General features: G+C 70.4%; 18 protein-coding genes. 7 read left to right on the forward strand and 11 right to left on the reverse strand.

Going from position 1 to position 14513, the window contains the following annotated elements; all coding sequences use genetic code 11:
* Positions 1 to 963, reverse strand: a complete 963-nt coding sequence (locus QSK32_RS06820; protein WP_045746036.1) for a GNAT family N-acetyltransferase — start codon at positions 961 to 963, stop codon at positions 1 to 3.
* Positions 964 to 1045: 82 nt separating this feature from the next.
* Between QSK32_RS06820 and fdxA the strand changes: the two genes are divergently transcribed.
* The 3 genes from fdxA to QSK32_RS06835 all read left to right on the forward strand — a co-directional run bounded on the left by fdxA (position 1046) and on the right by QSK32_RS06835 (position 3350).
* Complete coding sequence (gene fdxA / locus QSK32_RS06825; protein ID WP_045746035.1) at positions 1046 to 1372, forward strand: ferredoxin; 327 nt, start codon at positions 1046 to 1048, stop codon at positions 1370 to 1372.
* Positions 1369 to 2475 (forward strand): succinyldiaminopimelate transaminase, encoded by a 1107-nt coding sequence (gene dapC, locus QSK32_RS06830; RefSeq protein WP_285471641.1) that lies wholly within the window; start codon positions 1369 to 1371, stop codon positions 2473 to 2475. The genes fdxA and dapC overlap by 4 nt, the downstream gene beginning before the upstream one ends.
* A gap of 215 nt (positions 2476 to 2690) precedes the next feature.
* Positions 2691 to 3350 carry an SIMPL domain-containing protein gene (locus tag QSK32_RS06835; protein ID WP_045746034.1) on the forward strand — a complete coding sequence of 220 codons (660 nt, stop codon included), beginning with the start codon at positions 2691 to 2693 and terminating at the stop codon, positions 3348 to 3350.
* A gap of 62 nt (positions 3351 to 3412) precedes the next feature.
* Here the strand turns inward: QSK32_RS06835 and QSK32_RS06840 are convergent, their stop codons facing one another.
* The 8 genes from QSK32_RS06840 to QSK32_RS06875 all read right to left on the reverse strand — a co-directional run bounded on the left by QSK32_RS06840 (position 3413) and on the right by QSK32_RS06875 (position 9768).
* Positions 3413 to 4129 carry a hypothetical protein gene (locus QSK32_RS06840; RefSeq protein WP_285471458.1) on the reverse strand — a complete coding sequence of 239 codons (717 nt, stop codon included), beginning with the start codon at positions 4127 to 4129 and terminating at the stop codon, positions 3413 to 3415.
* A gap of 425 nt (positions 4130 to 4554) precedes the next feature.
* Positions 4555 to 5205 carry a hypothetical protein gene (locus tag QSK32_RS06845; protein WP_285471459.1) on the reverse strand — a complete coding sequence of 217 codons (651 nt, stop codon included), beginning with the start codon at positions 5203 to 5205 and terminating at the stop codon, positions 4555 to 4557.
* Positions 5202 to 5546, reverse strand: coding sequence for a hypothetical protein (locus QSK32_RS06850; protein WP_285471460.1), 345 nt, complete (start codon positions 5544 to 5546; stop codon positions 5202 to 5204). Before QSK32_RS06850 ends, QSK32_RS06845 begins: the two co-directional genes overlap by 4 nt.
* Before the next feature lie 106 nt (positions 5547 to 5652).
* Positions 5653 to 6201, reverse strand: a complete 549-nt coding sequence (locus QSK32_RS06855; RefSeq protein WP_285471461.1) for a hypothetical protein — start codon at positions 6199 to 6201, stop codon at positions 5653 to 5655.
* A gap of 24 nt (positions 6202 to 6225) precedes the next feature.
* Positions 6226 to 6720: a hypothetical protein gene (locus tag QSK32_RS06860; RefSeq protein ID WP_285471462.1), complete on the reverse strand. Its 495-nt coding sequence runs from the start codon at positions 6718 to 6720 to the stop codon at positions 6226 to 6228.
* 486 nt (positions 6721 to 7206) lie between these two features.
* Positions 7207 to 7956: a class I SAM-dependent methyltransferase gene (locus QSK32_RS06865; protein ID WP_045746074.1), complete on the reverse strand. Its 750-nt coding sequence runs from the start codon at positions 7954 to 7956 to the stop codon at positions 7207 to 7209.
* Between the two features lie 121 nt (positions 7957 to 8077).
* Positions 8078 to 9133, reverse strand: a complete 1056-nt coding sequence (locus tag QSK32_RS06870) for a DNA polymerase III subunit beta family protein (RefSeq protein WP_045746030.1) — start codon at positions 9131 to 9133, stop codon at positions 8078 to 8080.
* A gap of 35 nt (positions 9134 to 9168) precedes the next feature.
* Positions 9169 to 9768 (reverse strand): LysE/ArgO family amino acid transporter, encoded by a 600-nt coding sequence (locus tag QSK32_RS06875; RefSeq protein WP_045746029.1) that lies wholly within the window; start codon positions 9766 to 9768, stop codon positions 9169 to 9171.
* A gap of 71 nt (positions 9769 to 9839) precedes the next feature.
* Between QSK32_RS06875 and QSK32_RS06880 the strand changes: the two genes are divergently transcribed.
* Positions 9840 to 10652: a LysR family transcriptional regulator ArgP gene (locus tag QSK32_RS06880; protein ID WP_045746028.1), complete on the forward strand. Its 813-nt coding sequence runs from the start codon at positions 9840 to 9842 to the stop codon at positions 10650 to 10652.
* Between the two features lie 5 nt (positions 10653 to 10657).
* On the opposite strand, the gene dapD is transcribed toward QSK32_RS06880, so the two are convergent.
* Entirely contained in the window at positions 10658 to 11605 is a 948-nt protein-coding gene (gene dapD, locus QSK32_RS06885) for a 2,3,4,5-tetrahydropyridine-2,6-dicarboxylate N-succinyltransferase (RefSeq protein ID WP_285471463.1), read from the reverse strand.
* Positions 11606 to 11682: 77 nt separating this feature from the next.
* Here dapD and dapE point away from each other — a divergent pair, with 77 nt between their 5' ends.
* Positions 11683 to 12768 carry a succinyl-diaminopimelate desuccinylase gene (dapE, locus tag QSK32_RS06890; protein ID WP_045746027.1) on the forward strand — a complete coding sequence of 362 codons (1086 nt, stop codon included), beginning with the start codon at positions 11683 to 11685 and terminating at the stop codon, positions 12766 to 12768.
* Here dapE and QSK32_RS06895 read toward each other — a convergent pair.
* On the reverse strand, positions 12765 to 12947 hold the full coding sequence (locus QSK32_RS06895) for a hypothetical protein (protein ID WP_045745517.1): 183 nt from the start codon (positions 12945 to 12947) through the stop codon (positions 12765 to 12767). The two genes, dapE and QSK32_RS06895, sit on opposite strands and share 4 nt — an antisense overlap.
* Positions 12948 to 13198: 251 nt before the next feature.
* Between QSK32_RS06895 and QSK32_RS06900 the strand changes: the two genes are divergently transcribed.
* Together QSK32_RS06900 and QSK32_RS06905 are read left to right on the forward strand one after the other, a co-directional pair.
* Positions 13199 to 13963: an LOG family protein gene (locus tag QSK32_RS06900; RefSeq protein ID WP_045745518.1), complete on the forward strand. Its 765-nt coding sequence runs from the start codon at positions 13199 to 13201 to the stop codon at positions 13961 to 13963.
* Positions 13963 to 14511, forward strand: a complete 549-nt coding sequence (locus tag QSK32_RS06905; RefSeq protein ID WP_045745519.1) for an LOG family protein — start codon at positions 13963 to 13965, stop codon at positions 14509 to 14511. The genes QSK32_RS06900 and QSK32_RS06905 overlap by 1 nt, the downstream gene beginning before the upstream one ends.
* The last annotated feature ends 2 nt before the right edge of the window (positions 14512 to 14513 follow it).

Consider the following 14513-nt stretch of genomic DNA (forward strand, 5'->3'; position numbering starts at 1 on the left):
TCACCCCGGCGGCGCCTCCCGCGTCAGATAGGTGTGGTGGGTGCTGAAACCCATCCGGCCATACAGCGTGACCGCCGGTGTGTTCCGCTCCTCCACCTGCAGATAGGCCCGGGTCGCGCGATGCTGCGTGCCCCACTGCGCCAGCGCCCGCACGACGTGCTGCGCCAGGCCGCGCCGGCGTGCGGCCGGCGCGGTCTGCACCAGCGAGATGCCGAGCCAGTGGTCCGGGCCGGTCACCGCGCCACGGGCCACCGCGATCAGGTCACCCTCCGCGTCGCGGACATGAGCGAAAACCTTGTCGGGTACGCCGTTGAGCACGCGTAACGCCGTCGCCGGCAGGGTGCCCTTGTGCTCGGCGACCATCGCGTACCAGTCGTCGGAGGCGGCGTCGGCCAGATCCACCGGCGGCAGGTCGGACCGGGCCGGGGCGGCCAGCAGCGGCGCCAGCGGCGTGGTCTGCACCAGGGTCAGCGGGCGGGTGCCCCATCCGCGGGCGTCCAGAGCGGCATTGACCGGGGCGGCGAGCGGCATCGGGGCGTTGATCAGGGGTTGCTGGCCGCGGCCGGCATACCAGGCCGTCACCGCGTCGATGGCGGCCTCCAGGGGCCGATCCGGATCGCCCACCGCGAGCGCCGAGTTGGCCCGCCCGGTCCAGTTGTCCGCGGCCCGCAGGATCCAGCCGCCGAGCCGGGCGCGCACCGGCGCCGGCCAGGCCAGATCGGCTGCGAGCTCGAGTGCTGTCACCTCGGCGGCGCGGGGCCGGCCGGCGGGCGGAACCCGCTTCGCCCGGTGGACCTCGGCCAGGGGCACACGGAGGGTGCCCTTGTCAGTCGCCAGTGTGAGATCGGTCTCGGTAAGGTCGACCAGCTCACCGAGCGCATCCGTGAAGAGCGTGCGCTCACCGGTTACGCCTACAATTCGCCGTACCACCACCCGGTGTCCCACATCCTGCTGTCGGAGCACGTAGTACCTCCCTCGGCGGGAATACTAGGCTTTGCAATCGTCGTCGGCGGTTCCCGCGGCGTGGCTCTGAAGGGAAAGACCCGTGACCTACATCATCGCTGAGCCCTGCGTCGATGTCCTCGACAAGGCATGCATCGAGGAATGCCCGGTCGACTGCATCTACGAGGGCAACCGGATGCTCTACATCCACCCCGATGAGTGCGTCGACTGCGGGGCCTGTGAGCCGGTCTGCCCCGTCGAGGCGATCTTCTACGAGGACGACGTCCCGGAGCAGTGGAAGGACTACACGAACGCCAACTACGAGTTCTTCGAGGACCTCGGCTCGCCCGGTGGCGCCTCCAAGGTCGGCAAGATCGAGAAGGACGCGACGTTCGTGGCCGCTCAGGCGCCGCGCGGCGGCGACCACTGAACGCTCGGTCGTCGGCCCTGCCGGACTTCCCCTGGGACCTGCTGGAGCCGGCCAAAGCCAAGGCCGCGGCGTACCCGGACGGCATCGTCGACCTCTCCGTCGGCACGCCGGTCGACCCGGTCCCGCCGGTCGTCCGGCAGGCCATCGCCGACAATTCCGACACGCCCGGCTACCCGCTGACGGCCGGCACCCCGGCACTGCGTGACGCCATCGGCGGGTGGCTCGCCCGGCACGGCCGGACCTCGGCCGAGCTGGGCGTGCTGCCCACCATCGGCTCCAAGGAACTGGTCGCCTGGCTGCCGACGCTGCTCGGCGTCGGCCCCGGCGACAGGGTGGTCATCCCGTCGGTCTGTTACCCGACATACGAGGTGGGCGCCCGGCTGGCCGGCGCCGAGGTGATCCGGTCCGACTCGCTGACCGCGCTCGGCCCGGACCGCCGGATCGCGATGATCTGGATCAACTCGCCGTCCAACCCGACCGGCAGGGTGCTCCCCGTCGAGCACCTGCGCAAGGTCGTCACCTGGGCCCGCGAGCGCGGCGTCACGGTGGTCAGCGACGAGTGCTACCTCACTCTGGGCTGGGAATCGACACCGGTGTCGATCCTCGACGACCGGGTGACCGACGGCGACCCGACCGGCGTCATCGCCGTGCACTCGCTCTCCAAACGGTCGAACCTGGCCGGCTACCGCGCCGGATTCGTCGGCGGCGACAAGGCGATCATCAGGGAACTGCTGGCGGTCCGCAAACACGCCGGCATGATCGTCCCGGCGCCGGTGCAGGCGGCCATGGTCGCCGCACTGACCGACGAGACGCACGTCGACGAGCAGCGCGCCCGCTACGCGGCCCGTCGCGACGTGCTGCGGACCGCACTGGTCAAGGCGGGGTTCGAGATCAGCCACTCGGAGGCCGGCCTCTACCTGTGGGCCACCCGCGACGAGGAGTGCTGGGCCACCGTGGACCGGCTCGCGGCTCGCGGCATCCTGGCCGCGCCGGGCGCCTTCTACGGCCCGTCCGCGGCCCGGCACGTCCGGGTCGCCCTGACGGCGTCCGACGAGCGGGTGTCGGCGGCCGCGGACCGGCTCGCGGAGCCGTTCACGGACTGACCGCTGTTCCGTTCTGCTGTTTCGTTGCCACGGCATCGGGAACCATCGTCACCGCGACGAGATCCCGGTGCCGTGTCGCCGTTTCAGGACGTGGCCCGGGTGCCGCCTTGTGGCGATGTCCTACGGTCCCGTTGCACCCCGTTTCAGTCTGGTGCCGTTCCGGCGCTTCGCCGCCGTCTCACGTATTGCCGCCGCTTGGCCTGCCGAGGAGGATCGTGACCACCACCGAACCCACCGAGATCGTCGTGCACGGGCAGGCACACCGCGAGGTGCCGCCGGATCTGGCGGTGTTCTCGGCCACGGTGTCCGCCTCGGACCGCGACCGCAGGACCGTGGTGGACCGGCTGACCCGCCGCGCCGCCGACGTCACCGCGGTGCTCGACCGGCACGGCCCGGCCGTCGAGAAACGCGAGACCACCGGGGTTCGCGTGCACCCCGAGATGAAACGACGGGAGAAGGTCTCCGCGTACACCGGAAACATCTCGACGACGGTGACCGTGAGCGACTTCGGGGTGCTCGGTGAGATCCTCGCCGAATTGGCCGCCCAGGAACTCACCACGATCGACGGCCCCTGGTGGCAGCTGCGCCCCGGCAGCCGGGCCGGAGCCGACGTCCGCCGGGAGGCGGTGGCCGACGCTCTCGAGTGCGCCCGGGACTACGCCGCCGCGGTCGGCGCCGAAGTGGACCGGATCGTCGAGATCGCCGAGGCGGAGACCGGCGGCGGGCGCCCGATGTTCCGCGCGTTCGGCGGCGGCGTGGCCGAGATGGCCGCCGACGCCCCGGCGTTCGACCTGTCCCCGCAGGAGCAGGTCGTCGAGGCGCGGGTACGACTCCGGGTCACGATCACCGACCCGACGGTCCTCCGGGCTTCCTAGAGCCGTCCGGGCTTCCCTGGTGCGTGGGCCGGCGGTTCCGGCGCCGTGGCCGGGGCGTCTCGTCAGGAGGCGGGGACCAGGGCCTGCGCGTGGACCGGGACGCTGAACGTCGCCCCGCGGCAGGCCTCCGGCGACCCGGGACTCAGGGTCAGCGCGCCGGTCAGCACGAACGCGCCGATGGTGTTCCGCTGCACCTCCCACGACACCGGGAAGACCCGCTGGTTGACCTCGACCCGCGGGTCCACACAACCCGCCTCGCGGTGCGCGTCGTCGGCGATCACCGGTTCCGTGCTGCGGGCGATCGACGTGATCCGGATCGGCACGCCATGCTGGTTGGGTACGGTCACCGTCAGATCGGCGGTCTGATCGGCCCGCGGTGCCTGGCTCGGGTCGGAACTCCCACTCAGCGCGATCTCCACCACGGTCCGCGGCCCGTCGAACGGCTCCGTCGGCCCGTTGAGCCGCCAGTACGCCCACGCCGCGCCCGCGTTCGCCAGCAACGCCGCCATCGCCGCCGCGGTGAGGATCACCCGCGCCCGCCGGTCGAACCGTCGGCGCGGCTTCCGGCGTACCTCCCAGGTCGGCTCTTCATGATCCGCCGTCGCCAACGAGATGTGTGCCTCCGGCGGCTGCCCGCTGTTCGCCTGCAGCGACTGCCCGATGGTCGTCTCTGTCGGCCGCCCGCTGTTCGCCTCGATCGACTGCCCGCTGTCGGCGACGGGGTGACGCGAGAGTCCTTCGCCCGCACGGAAACTCGTCAGGACGTCACGCCGATTCACGATGCGGCCTCCCCGACGACGGCCGCGAGCGAATCGCTCAGGTCTGGCATGCGGCTCGTTCCTCCTCGAAGGCCGGCGGGAATGATGCCGTGGTCGGCGCTCATACAACGTTCCCCGATAGAGATGTCCGATGTGATCGGTTTTCCGTCCGCCGTTCTGGACGCGTAAATCGGACAGGTACAACCGACCGGCTTACCCCGCCCGAGGTATCTCGAGCGAAGTGTACCTTTTGCCGCCTTCCGACCGATCAGTTCCACTACGGGTGTCATCAGCGCGGACACCGTCGTAGCTCATCGGACCCCTCCCGCCAAATCCGCGAGGATCGCTGCCCGCTCGCCTGCTTACCGATCTTGGTGCGCTGACCATCGCGGGCGGTGGTCAGCGCACCAAGATCTCCCCGGAGGCGAGCCGCTGGCGTGAAGCGGCTACGGGGTCGGCTCCTCGGAGGGGGTGACCGTGGCCGGAGAGGTCACGGCTTCGGTGGTCTCCCGGGTCTGCGTCGGAGCGGGCGAGGACGTGGTGGGGAGCGCCTTCGTGGGTGTCGGTGTCGGCGTCAGCGCCGGTTCAGGAACGGTGACCGCCGATTCGGTCTTCTTCTTGCCTTTCCCGGCGAGATCCGGCTCCGAGACGGTAGCCGTGTCCTTCTTCGCCGGTGGCACCCCGGGAACCTTCAGCGGGTCGCTCGCCGGGCCGGTCCAGCGCGTGCCCGCAACGGCGTGCACGGTGTAGCGGCGGGCCGTCACGATCGTCGCCAGGTCCCGGTCCACGCACGACACGGCTCCGGCCGCTCCGGTGCAGGCCGTCACCGGCGGCTTCCCGTCGATCAGTCGGGTGACGACGTATCCGCCCACCGGCTGCCCCTGCTCGAACCGCACCGCCTTCCAGGAGATCCTCGTCCCGACCAGCGCGACGGAGGCGGACGGCTTCGCCATCTCCGGCATCCGCGCCGCCTTCGCCGTGATCACCGGCGCATTGCCGGGAACGACCCAGCCGGCCCACGCGCTGAGGCCGGCGCCCAGAACCGAGACGCCGGCCACCCCGGCCGCTATGACAGCAACCGCACCCACCCGCCTCATCGGCCGACCCGCACGGCGCTGGCGGTGATCTTCAGCTGGAACGTCGTCCTCTGGCACGCGTCCGCGACCGAGTTCGGCATGGTCACCTCGAGCTCTCCGGCACTCCGCCGCCCGCGAGCCGGCACGTTCAGCGGCAGACTGCCCAGGTACTGCCCGATCCGCAGATTCGCCGCCGCGGGCTTGCAGCTGCGCTTCGAGGTCGAGGCGACCGCGGCCCCGACCGAGCGCACGCTGATCGAAAACGGATAGGGATTCGCAAACGTCAGCCGGGTCCGCTTAGCGGCCCCCGGATGAAGGTCGACAACGGGTGTAGAGCTGACATCGAACGAAACAGCCGACACCGCCGAAACCTCAGCCTCGGAGGTACGCGTCCCGGCTGCGCTCCAAATGCACGCCAGCGCCGTCACACCGGCTGCCACGCGCCAGGCCGCCCGCTGGCTGACGAATCTAACTCGCATCGCTCTGCCCACTGGCCGTGAGCGGAACGCTGAAAGCAGCACCTTGGCATGCCGAGTCGGACGCGTTGGTCATTCGAATCGCCTTGGTGATCAGGAAGTTCCGGGTGGATCGAGCGGGAATGCGCCAGGCCACGGTGTAGCTCGAAGCCGTCAGTGAAATGCCGGTCTGGGCGCATCCGGCATTCCGGTGCGGTGTGTCCACGGTGACCGGGCCGGAGCCTCCACGAATCGAGGTCACCAGGACGGCGAATCGATTGTCGTTCTTCACCAGCACAGTGAGCGCGGATGTCGATCCGGGGAAAAGGGGCTCATCGGGGCGGGGATGCGCGGTCAGCGTCAGATTTAGAGCGGACCCCGCGGCGACGGTTGACGCTCCCGATCCGCTGAGGCGCCAGTAGGCCCAGGCAGCCCCGCCGCTGGCGGCGAGCGTGACCGCAACTGTCACAGCGATGACGGATCGAGCCCGGAGCGATGATGCGAGCACGTTGCCGGTCCTGTCTGGGAAGTCGTGGGTAAGGAAGTCGCGGGGAATGCCCAACCGGGCATTCCCCGCAGCTCGTGATCAGGCGGCGTTGCTCTGGGCGGTCAGGTCCACGTCGAAGCTGAAGGTGGCGCCCTGGCACTCGTCGGCGGCGTCGGCGACCATCCGCAGCGAGCCGACGTATTCGATCGTCTTCGTGCCGTTGACGCCGGCCGTCTTCGCCGCGACGTTGAGGGCACCGGCTGCGGCAGGCAGCGCCGCGTCGACGAATTCGACGTCCGTGTCGTCGCAGCCCGCGTTGCTGGAGGTGAAGTTGGAGAAGGTGATGTCCGTGATGGCCACCGGGAAGGTGTTCGGGTTGGACACCTCGAACTTGACGTCGGCCTTCCCGCCGGGAACGAGGGTGGTCGTGCTGGTGGTGTTGGGAGTGACGACGAGCGTCGCAGCCTCGCCCGAGGCCGCGGAGGCAGAGCCTTCTCCCTGGAGGAGCCAGGCGGCGAACGCGGCACCAGCTCCGCCGATGCCGACGATCGCGGCGGTGACGACGGCGACGGAACGCTTGGTGGTCTTGCTCATGGTGGTGTTCCTCCTGGAACGAGTCAGCGTCGAGCAACCCAGGGCGGGCCGGGAGCGACCCTTGCGGGGTGTGCGTCGTTAAGCGGGTTGTCGCCGGGCACTCAAGGCGTTCCGGCGCTGCGACAAAGATGTCTGAAACGCTCAACCACGGCGATAGTTCTTCCTGCCGACCCTTTGCGGGCAAAACGCCGCCCCAAGCGAGCTGATCCGGCTACCCCGACCGGGTGAGAAGATCCGCGCCGGGTGTGCCCGTGACCCGGCTGGAGATCGACCGGACTCGGCCTCAGCGGGATGGATGTCGGCAGGCATCGCGGCGGGGCGGGGTCAAGCCCGAGAATTTCTCAGCCCGCGGTGCGTGCCCGGCGGGGGCCGGGAAACGCGAATCTCCCCCGCGGTACGGCTCCGCCGGCATGGACGGGGTTGCTACCGCGGCACACTAACGGGTTAACCAGGTAAGACAGTCGTCCCCTGAAAGAGGCTTCCGGGTTATGCCTCTGTCGGCCGGACGGCCTGGACCAGGAACCGGTGGGAGCGGACGGTGAACTCGCCGCGGACCCGGATGGTGGCCGCCAGGCGGGCCAGTTCCCGTTCGTACTTCTGCGGGGAGAAGTCGCGGATCTGCCAGGGGACCGTGCGCAGCTGGTGGACCACCGCCGTGATGTCCCGGAAGACCATGGCGGGGTGTTCCTCGCGGACGTCGGTGACCCGCAGGCCGGCGGCCTCCAGCATGGTCACGGCGGCCGCGGCGTCCCAGCGGCGCGGCTGCGGGGGCGGGGCGCCCAGCGCGACGTTCAGGTCGGCCAGGTCGTCGCTGCCGACCTGCTGGGTGAGCAGCACGCCGCGGGGGCGCAGCAGGCGGGCGATGTCGTCGGCGGGGAGGCGGCCGTGGCGGCTCAGGACCACGTCGAACTCGTTCTCGCCGGCGGGGAGTTCGGTGAGGACCGAGACGCCGAACGGGGCGAGGCGTTCCCTCGCCGCGGGCGTGTTGCGGGACCAGGTCTCCAGGGCCACCGTGTGGCGGGGGAGCGGGGCCAGTTCGGCCAGCAGCTCGCCGCCACCGGTGTCCAGGTCGAGGACGCTGGCGGCGTGCCGGACCAGGGGACGGGCCAGATCGGGATATGACCACGACGGCTCGGACGCCACGGCCAGGCCGTCCAGCCAGGCGAACTCCCACCCGGTCATGGAGGCGCCGGTAGCCGCGGCGTTGAGTTCGTCCTCCTGCCGGTTGCTGCGCACGCCCACGAAAGTAACCGGGCACCGGTCCCCCGGACGACTCGATCACGCGTCCTTTCCGGGACCGGTGCCGGACTGTGGCTGAACGGTTACCAGACGACCCCCGGTGGGGGTCTGCGGGCTCTTACGCGCGGACCGGCATCAGCAGCGAGAAACGGGTCTCGTCGCCGGGCACCCGGATGGCCAGCGGGTGCACCGGGCCGTCCAGTTCGAGCAGCAGCTGGCCGGAGCCGCCGGCGTCCAGCGCCTGCAGCAGGAACTCCCGGTTCACCGCGATGTGGGTGTCACCACCGGACTTCCACTCGTCCTCGCTGATCGGGCGGAGTTCGCCCGCGGCATTCAGGTCGAGGACCGTCACGGGGTACGCGCTGCCGTCGTGCTCCCGGTCGATCACCGGTGTGCCGGCCAACTGTGCGCGGAGGTGTTCCGTGCTGACCGTGACCTGGCGGGTGACCGGGCCCGCCGGGGCGAGCAGACGGCGGTAGTCCGGGAAGTCCAAGGCGATCGGCTTCTCCTCGAGCACACGGCCGCCGTGCTCCGCGCGTACCCCATCGGTGTGCAGGTCGAGAGTCACCGGGCCGGACCGGAACGCCCGCAGTTCGTCGCAGAAGGCCAGCGGCAGGAACTGCCGGGCCGGCTGCCCCTGGGTCTCGGCCGGCACCGAGGCGACGGCCAGCCGGTAACGGTCGGTGGCGACCAGCGTGAGCAGGCCGTCGGTGGTCTCGAAGAGCAGGCCGGCCGGGATCGGGCCGGGGCCGGACGGCGCGGCGAACCGTACCGCGTCGAGGGCCGAGGTCAGGTCGGCGGCGGGCAGGATGATGCGTGTCATCAGGTTCTCCTCCAGGTCGATCAGGGTGTGCAGGCGGAGGAGCTCACGACGGGCGTCGGCCAGGCCGGCTTCCAGGCGGGCCAGGTGCAGGTCGAGACGGTGGCGTACCCGGGCCGGGTCGCTCAGGTCACTCACCACCTGCGCGATCTCGGCGACCGGCATGCCCACCCGTCGCAGCCCGGCGATCAGCCGGGCCGCACGGATCTGCTCGCCGGTGTATCTGCGGTAGCCGGTCGCCCGGTCCACCACGGCCGGGACCAGCACGCCGGCGCCGTCGTAGAACCGCAGCGCGCTGACGCTCAGCCCGCTCGCCCGGGCCACCTCACCGATGCCTCGTGTGTCGCTCTCCACGTCACCCGACCTTGGTGTCTCGACCTGCTCGAGAGTCAAGCCTGCACGATCAGGGCGATGCCGAGGGCGGCCATCACCGTGGCGATCAGGCCGTCCAGGATCCGCCAGGCGACCGGGCGGGCCAGGACCGGGGCGAGCCGTCGGGCGCCGGCGCCGAGCGCGGCGAACCAGGTCAGGCTGGCGACGGCCGCGCCGATGCCGAACGCCCAACGGTGGGCGTGCTGCTGGGCGACCGAGCCGAGCAGCAGCACCGTGTCCAGGTAGACGTGCGGGTTGAGGTAGGTCAGGGCCAGGCAGGTCAGCAGCGTCGCGCCCAGGGTGGCGGGTGCCCCGCCGGTGACCTCCAGCCGTTCCGGGCGCAGGGCACGGCGGGCGGCCAGTACGGCGTACCCCAGGAGGAACGCGGCCCCGGCCCAGCGGATCACGGTGACCAGGCCGGGGCGCGCGGTCAGGACCGCGCCGAGACCGGCGATGCCGGCGCAGATCAGCGCGAGGTCGGAGAGGGCACAGGTGAGCACCACCGGGAGTACGTGTTCCCGGCGCAGACCCTGACGCAGCACGAAGGCGTTCTGCGCGCCGATGGCGATGATCAGGACGGCGGACGCGACGAAGCCGGCCACAGCGGAGGAGAGCATGGGCCGAACGCTACGGACGGCTCACGGCGTACTCCAGCTAAAGATTTTGACGTTGGATTAGATTTTCTTACGTGGATCAGGTGCAGCTGGCGACGTTCCTGGCAGTGGTGACCGAGGGAAGTTTCGAGGCCGCGGCCCGGATGCTGCACGTCACCCCATCGGCGGTCAGCCAACGGATAAAGGCTCTCGAACAGTCGGTGGGACAGGTGCTGGTCCGCCGGGCCAAACCGTGCACGGCGACGACGGCCGGCCAGGCGCTGGTCCGGTTCGCCGGGCAGGTCGCCCTGCTCGAACGGGAGGCGATGGACCAGGCCCGCGACGGCACCCGGCTGGCGGTGGTGGTCAACGCGGACTCGCTGAACACGTGGTTCCCGCCGGCCCTCACCCAGGTGCCCGGGGTGCTGTTCGAGCTGCACACCGACGACCAGGACCACTCGGCCGACCTGCTGCGGGCGGGGGTGGCGATGGCCGCGGTGACCGCGGAGGACGTGGCGGTCCAAGGTTGCCGGGTGGAGCGGCTGGGTGTCATGCGGTACCTCGCGGTCGCCGCCCCGGGAGTGGACCCCGCCCGGGCGCCGATGGTGGTCTACAACCGCAAGGACCGGCTCCAGCACCGCTTCCTGGACGGTACGCCCGAACCACCGGTCCACTACGTGCCCGCCGCGGCCGCCTTCGAGGAGACGATCCGTCTCGGCCTGGGCTGGGGGATGGTCCCGGAACAGAACGCCCGTCCGGAGATCGAAGCCGGCCGGTACGTGGACATCGCCCCCGGCCGGTACCTCGACGTGCCGCTGCACTGGCAGTACTGGCGGATCGACTCGCCGACCCTGAACACACTGACGGCCGCCGTACGGACGGCGGCCGCCTCGGCGTTGCGGGTGTGACGTGATCAGTCGTTGGTGTGCAGCGCGCTGTTCAGCTCGATGCCGGTGCCCTTGCGCGGCTTGGCCTCCAGCGCGCCGGAGACCGAGTTGCGCCAGAACAGGAGATTGTTCACACCGGAGAGCTCGATGGCCTTCACCACACGGCCGTCCGGCAGCGAGATCTTGGACGCGGCGGTGACGTAGACCCCGGCCTCCACCACGCAGTCGTCGCCGAGCGAGATGCCGATGCCCGAGTTCGCACCCAGCAGGCTGCGCTCACCGATCCGGATCTTGGCCTTGCCGCCGCCGGAGAGAGTGCCCATGATCGAGGCGCCGCCACCGATGTCCGAGCCGTCGCCGACCACCACACCCTGCGAGATCCGGCCCTCGACCATCGAGGTGCCGATCGTGCCGGCGTTGAAGTTGACGAATCCCTCGTGCATCACGGTGGAGCCGGACGCCAGGTGGGCACCGAGACGGACCCGGTCGGCGTCGGCGATCCGCACACCGGACGGCACCACGTAGTCGATCATGCGGGGGAACTTGTCGATGCCCCACACCACCAGCTGACGGCCGGCGGCGCGCTCCAGGAAACGCAGCTCGTCGACGCGCTCCGGCGGGCACGGGCCGGCCGAGGTCCAGGCCACGTTCGCCAGCTTGCCGAAGACGCCGTCCAGATTGAGCGCGTTCGGCCGGACCAGGCGGTGCGACAGCAGGTGCAGCCGCAGGTAGGCGTCCGAGGCGTCGGCGATCGGGTCGGCCAGCGACTTGACCGTCACGCGGACCTCGACGACCGAGAGTCCGGGAAGCAGCTTGGGGCCGGTCTGCCCGGCGGGGAGCGCCGGAACACCGGCCGGCTCCTCACCCAGACCCAGGTAGCCCGCGGGGAACCAGGTGTCCAGAACCTGCCCCTCAGCGGTCACGGTGGCCAGGCCGATGCCCCAGGCGGGCGAAGTCGAGATCGCGGTTTCCACGACGTGAACCCTATCGAACATCACCCCGGCCTGAGCGAGCCATCGGGTGGTGCGCGCCACCCCGGTATGGTGCGCACATGGCCAACCCGCTTACCCCGGACGTGCTGGTCGACCCGGTGATGCTCACCCGCGCCCTGGTCGACCTCGAGTCCGTGTCCCGCGACGAGAAGGTGATCGCCGACTGCGTGGAGGACGCCCTCCGCCAGGTCGCGCACCTGCAGGTGCGTCGCCTGGGCAACACGGTGATGGCGCGGACGAAACTGGGGCGCGCGCAGCGGGTGATCCTCGCCGGGCACCTGGACACCGTGCCGATCAACAAGAACTGGCCGTCCACTGTCGTCGACGACCTGATCTTCGGCTGTGGCACCGCGGACATGAAGTCCGGCGTGGCCCTCGCCCTCAACCTGGCGGCCACCCTCCCCGACCCGGTCTACGACACCACCTACCTGTTCTACGAGGCCGAGGAGATCGAGTCCGAGTTCAACGGGCTCAACCTGGTCGCCGAGGCCCACCCGAAATGGCTGCAGGCCGACTTCGCGGTCCTGCTCGAACCGACGTACGGCGTGGTCGAGGCGGGCTGCCAGGGCACGATGCGGGTACGGATCGGCACCCACGGCCGGCGGGCGCACACCGCACGGGCCTGGCGCGGGGTCAACGCCATCCACGCGGCCGGCGAGGTGCTGCGACGGCTCGCCGACTACCACCCGCGGACCGTGACCATCGACGGTTGCACGTACCGCGAAGGACTGAGCGCGGTGCGCATCGCCGGCGGTGTCGCCGGCAACGTCGTCCCCGACGAGTGCACGGTCGACGTCAACCTGCGGTTCGCCCCGGACCGCAGCGAGGAACAGGCCCTCGCCCACCTGCGTGAGGTCTTCGAGGGCTTCGAGCTGGAGGTCACCGACACCGCGCCGGGAGCCCTGCCCGGACTGGACGCGGCGCCGGCCCGGGAGTTCGTGGCGGCCACCGGCACCGAGCCGGCCGCCAAGCTGGGCTGGACCGACGTGTCCCGTTTCGCGGCGCTCGGAGTGCCGGCCCTGAACTACGGGCCGGGCGACCCGGCGTTGGCGCACTCCCGCGAGGAGCACGTCGAAATCGGCAAGATCAGGGAAGGGGCGGCGACCCTCTATCGGTGGCTGGGGTCGTCCGCGCTGGACGACTAGATGTGGGGAACGGCGACCCGGCCTATCGCCGCGGGCGTTATCTCGATCGTCGTTTCCGGATCCATCGCCTGATCGGAGGCGTCGCGGGCCGCAAAGGCGACCCGCCGTTCCTCCACCACCAGGCGGATCCGGCGCTGCATGCGGCGCTGCATCTTGAGGCGTTCGAATCGGTTCGTCACGGTGGCCGCTCCTTCGCCGGCACCCGGTCAGGCCGGGCGAAACCCGTGCCTGCCGCGTGGTCGCGGTCGGTAACTGTGCATGGCCCGGTAACTGAAGAGCCTGATAACTGAAGAGCCCGGTAACTGAAAAGACGTAACAGAGCTACCGTCGGTTGCTTCAATCTGGCAAAAAGGTCTGCGGGTCGCAATGCTCTTGCCGAAACGCAGCCCGTTGTTCACCGGGTCCTGACCGTCCGCACTACCTTGGTGGCATGACGGAGAGCACCAACGGGCGACCGCCGGCGTCCCCGGAACGTCACCGCGGCGCGGTCACGTTGCGCCGGGATGCCATCCCACCCAGCACCGCCGACGCCAAACTGCTCGACTCACCCCACCGCGGGGAGTGGAAGACCAAGGACGCCTGGCGTGCCCTGCGGATCCTCTCCGAGTTCGTCGAGGGCTTCGACACCCTGGCCGACCTGCCGCCCGCGGTCAGTGTCTTCGGCTCGGCCCGCAGCCGCCCGGACAGCTACGAGTGCGAACTGGCCGAGAGCGTCGGCGCCGCCCTGGCCCATGCCGGGTACGCGGTGATCACCGGTGGCGGTCCGGGCGTGATGGAGGCGGCCAACCGTGGCGCCACCGAAGCCGGCGGGATGTCCGTCGGCCTCGGCATCGAACTCCCCTTCGAACAGGGCCTCAACGACTGGGTGGACGTCGGCATCGACTTCCGCTACTTCTTCGTCCGCAAGACCATGTTCGTCAAGTACGCGCAGGCCTTCATCGTGCTGCCCGGCGGCTACGGCACCCTCGACGAACTGTTCGAGGCGATCACCCTGGTGCAGACCAAGAAGGTCACCCGCTTCCCGGTGATCCTGATGGGCGTCGACTACTGGAGCGGCCTGCTCGACTGGATGAAGACCCGGATGCTCGACGACGGCAAGATCAGCCCGGCGGACCTCGACCTGATCCAGGTCACCGACGACGTCGCCGAAGCAGTCCGGATCATCATGGACGCCGACGAACGGGACACCCACTGATGGCCGCCATCTGCGTATTCTGCGCCTCCTCCACCACCCTCGAACAGCGCTGGCTCGACCTGGCCACCGAAACCGGCCGGGCCCTCGCCGAACGCGGGCACACCCTGGTCTCCGGCGGCGGCTGCGTCGGCATGATGGGCACCGTCGCCGACGGCGCCCGCTCCGCCGGCGGGCACACCCTCGGCATCATCCCGCAGTGCCTGGTCGACCTGGAGGTCGCCGACATCGCCTCGGACGAACTCGTCGTCACCACCGACATGGGCGCCCGCAAGAACGTGATGATCGAGCGCTCGGACGCGTTCATCACCCTGCCCGGCGGCCTCGGCACCCTCGACGAACTGTTCGAGGTCTGGACCACCGCGACCCTGGCCGTACACCGCAAACCGATCGTCCTGCTCGACCCGGACGGCTTCTACGACGGCCTGGTCACCTGGCTCGGCGGCCTGGTCGACGACAAGTTCGTCCGCCCCGCCGCGATGGAGATGCTCCGGGTGACACGCTCCGTCCCCGAGGCTCTCGATGTGATCGAGCAGGTCCTGGGCGAATAACG

The sequence above is a fragment of the Actinoplanes sp. NBRC 101535 genome (assembly GCF_030269225.1).
In the GTDB taxonomy this organism is placed as follows: Bacteria; Actinomycetota; Actinomycetes; order Mycobacteriales; family Micromonosporaceae; genus Actinoplanes; species Actinoplanes rectilineatus.

Excerpts from the sequence above, each read along its gene's own strand:
- QSK32_RS06845 (WP_285471459.1), bottom strand. The coding sequence starts at position 5,205 with ATGAGGCGGGTGGGTGCGGTTGCTGTCATAGCGGCCGGGGTGGCCGGC.
- QSK32_RS06860 (WP_285471462.1), bottom strand. The coding sequence starts at position 6,720 with ATGAGCAAGACCACCAAGCGTTCCGTCGCCGTCGTCACCGCCGCGATC.
- QSK32_RS06875 (WP_045746029.1), bottom strand. The coding sequence starts at position 9,768 with ATGCTCTCCTCCGCTGTGGCCGGCTTCGTCGCGTCCGCCGTCCTGATC.
- dapE (WP_045746027.1), top strand. The coding sequence starts at position 11,683 with ATGGCCAACCCGCTTACCCCGGACGTGCTGGTCGACCCGGTGATGCTC.
- QSK32_RS06900 (WP_045745518.1), top strand. The coding sequence starts at position 13,199 with ATGACGGAGAGCACCAACGGGCGACCGCCGGCGTCCCCGGAACGTCAC.
- QSK32_RS06905 (WP_045745519.1), top strand. The coding sequence starts at position 13,963 with ATGGCCGCCATCTGCGTATTCTGCGCCTCCTCCACCACCCTCGAACAG.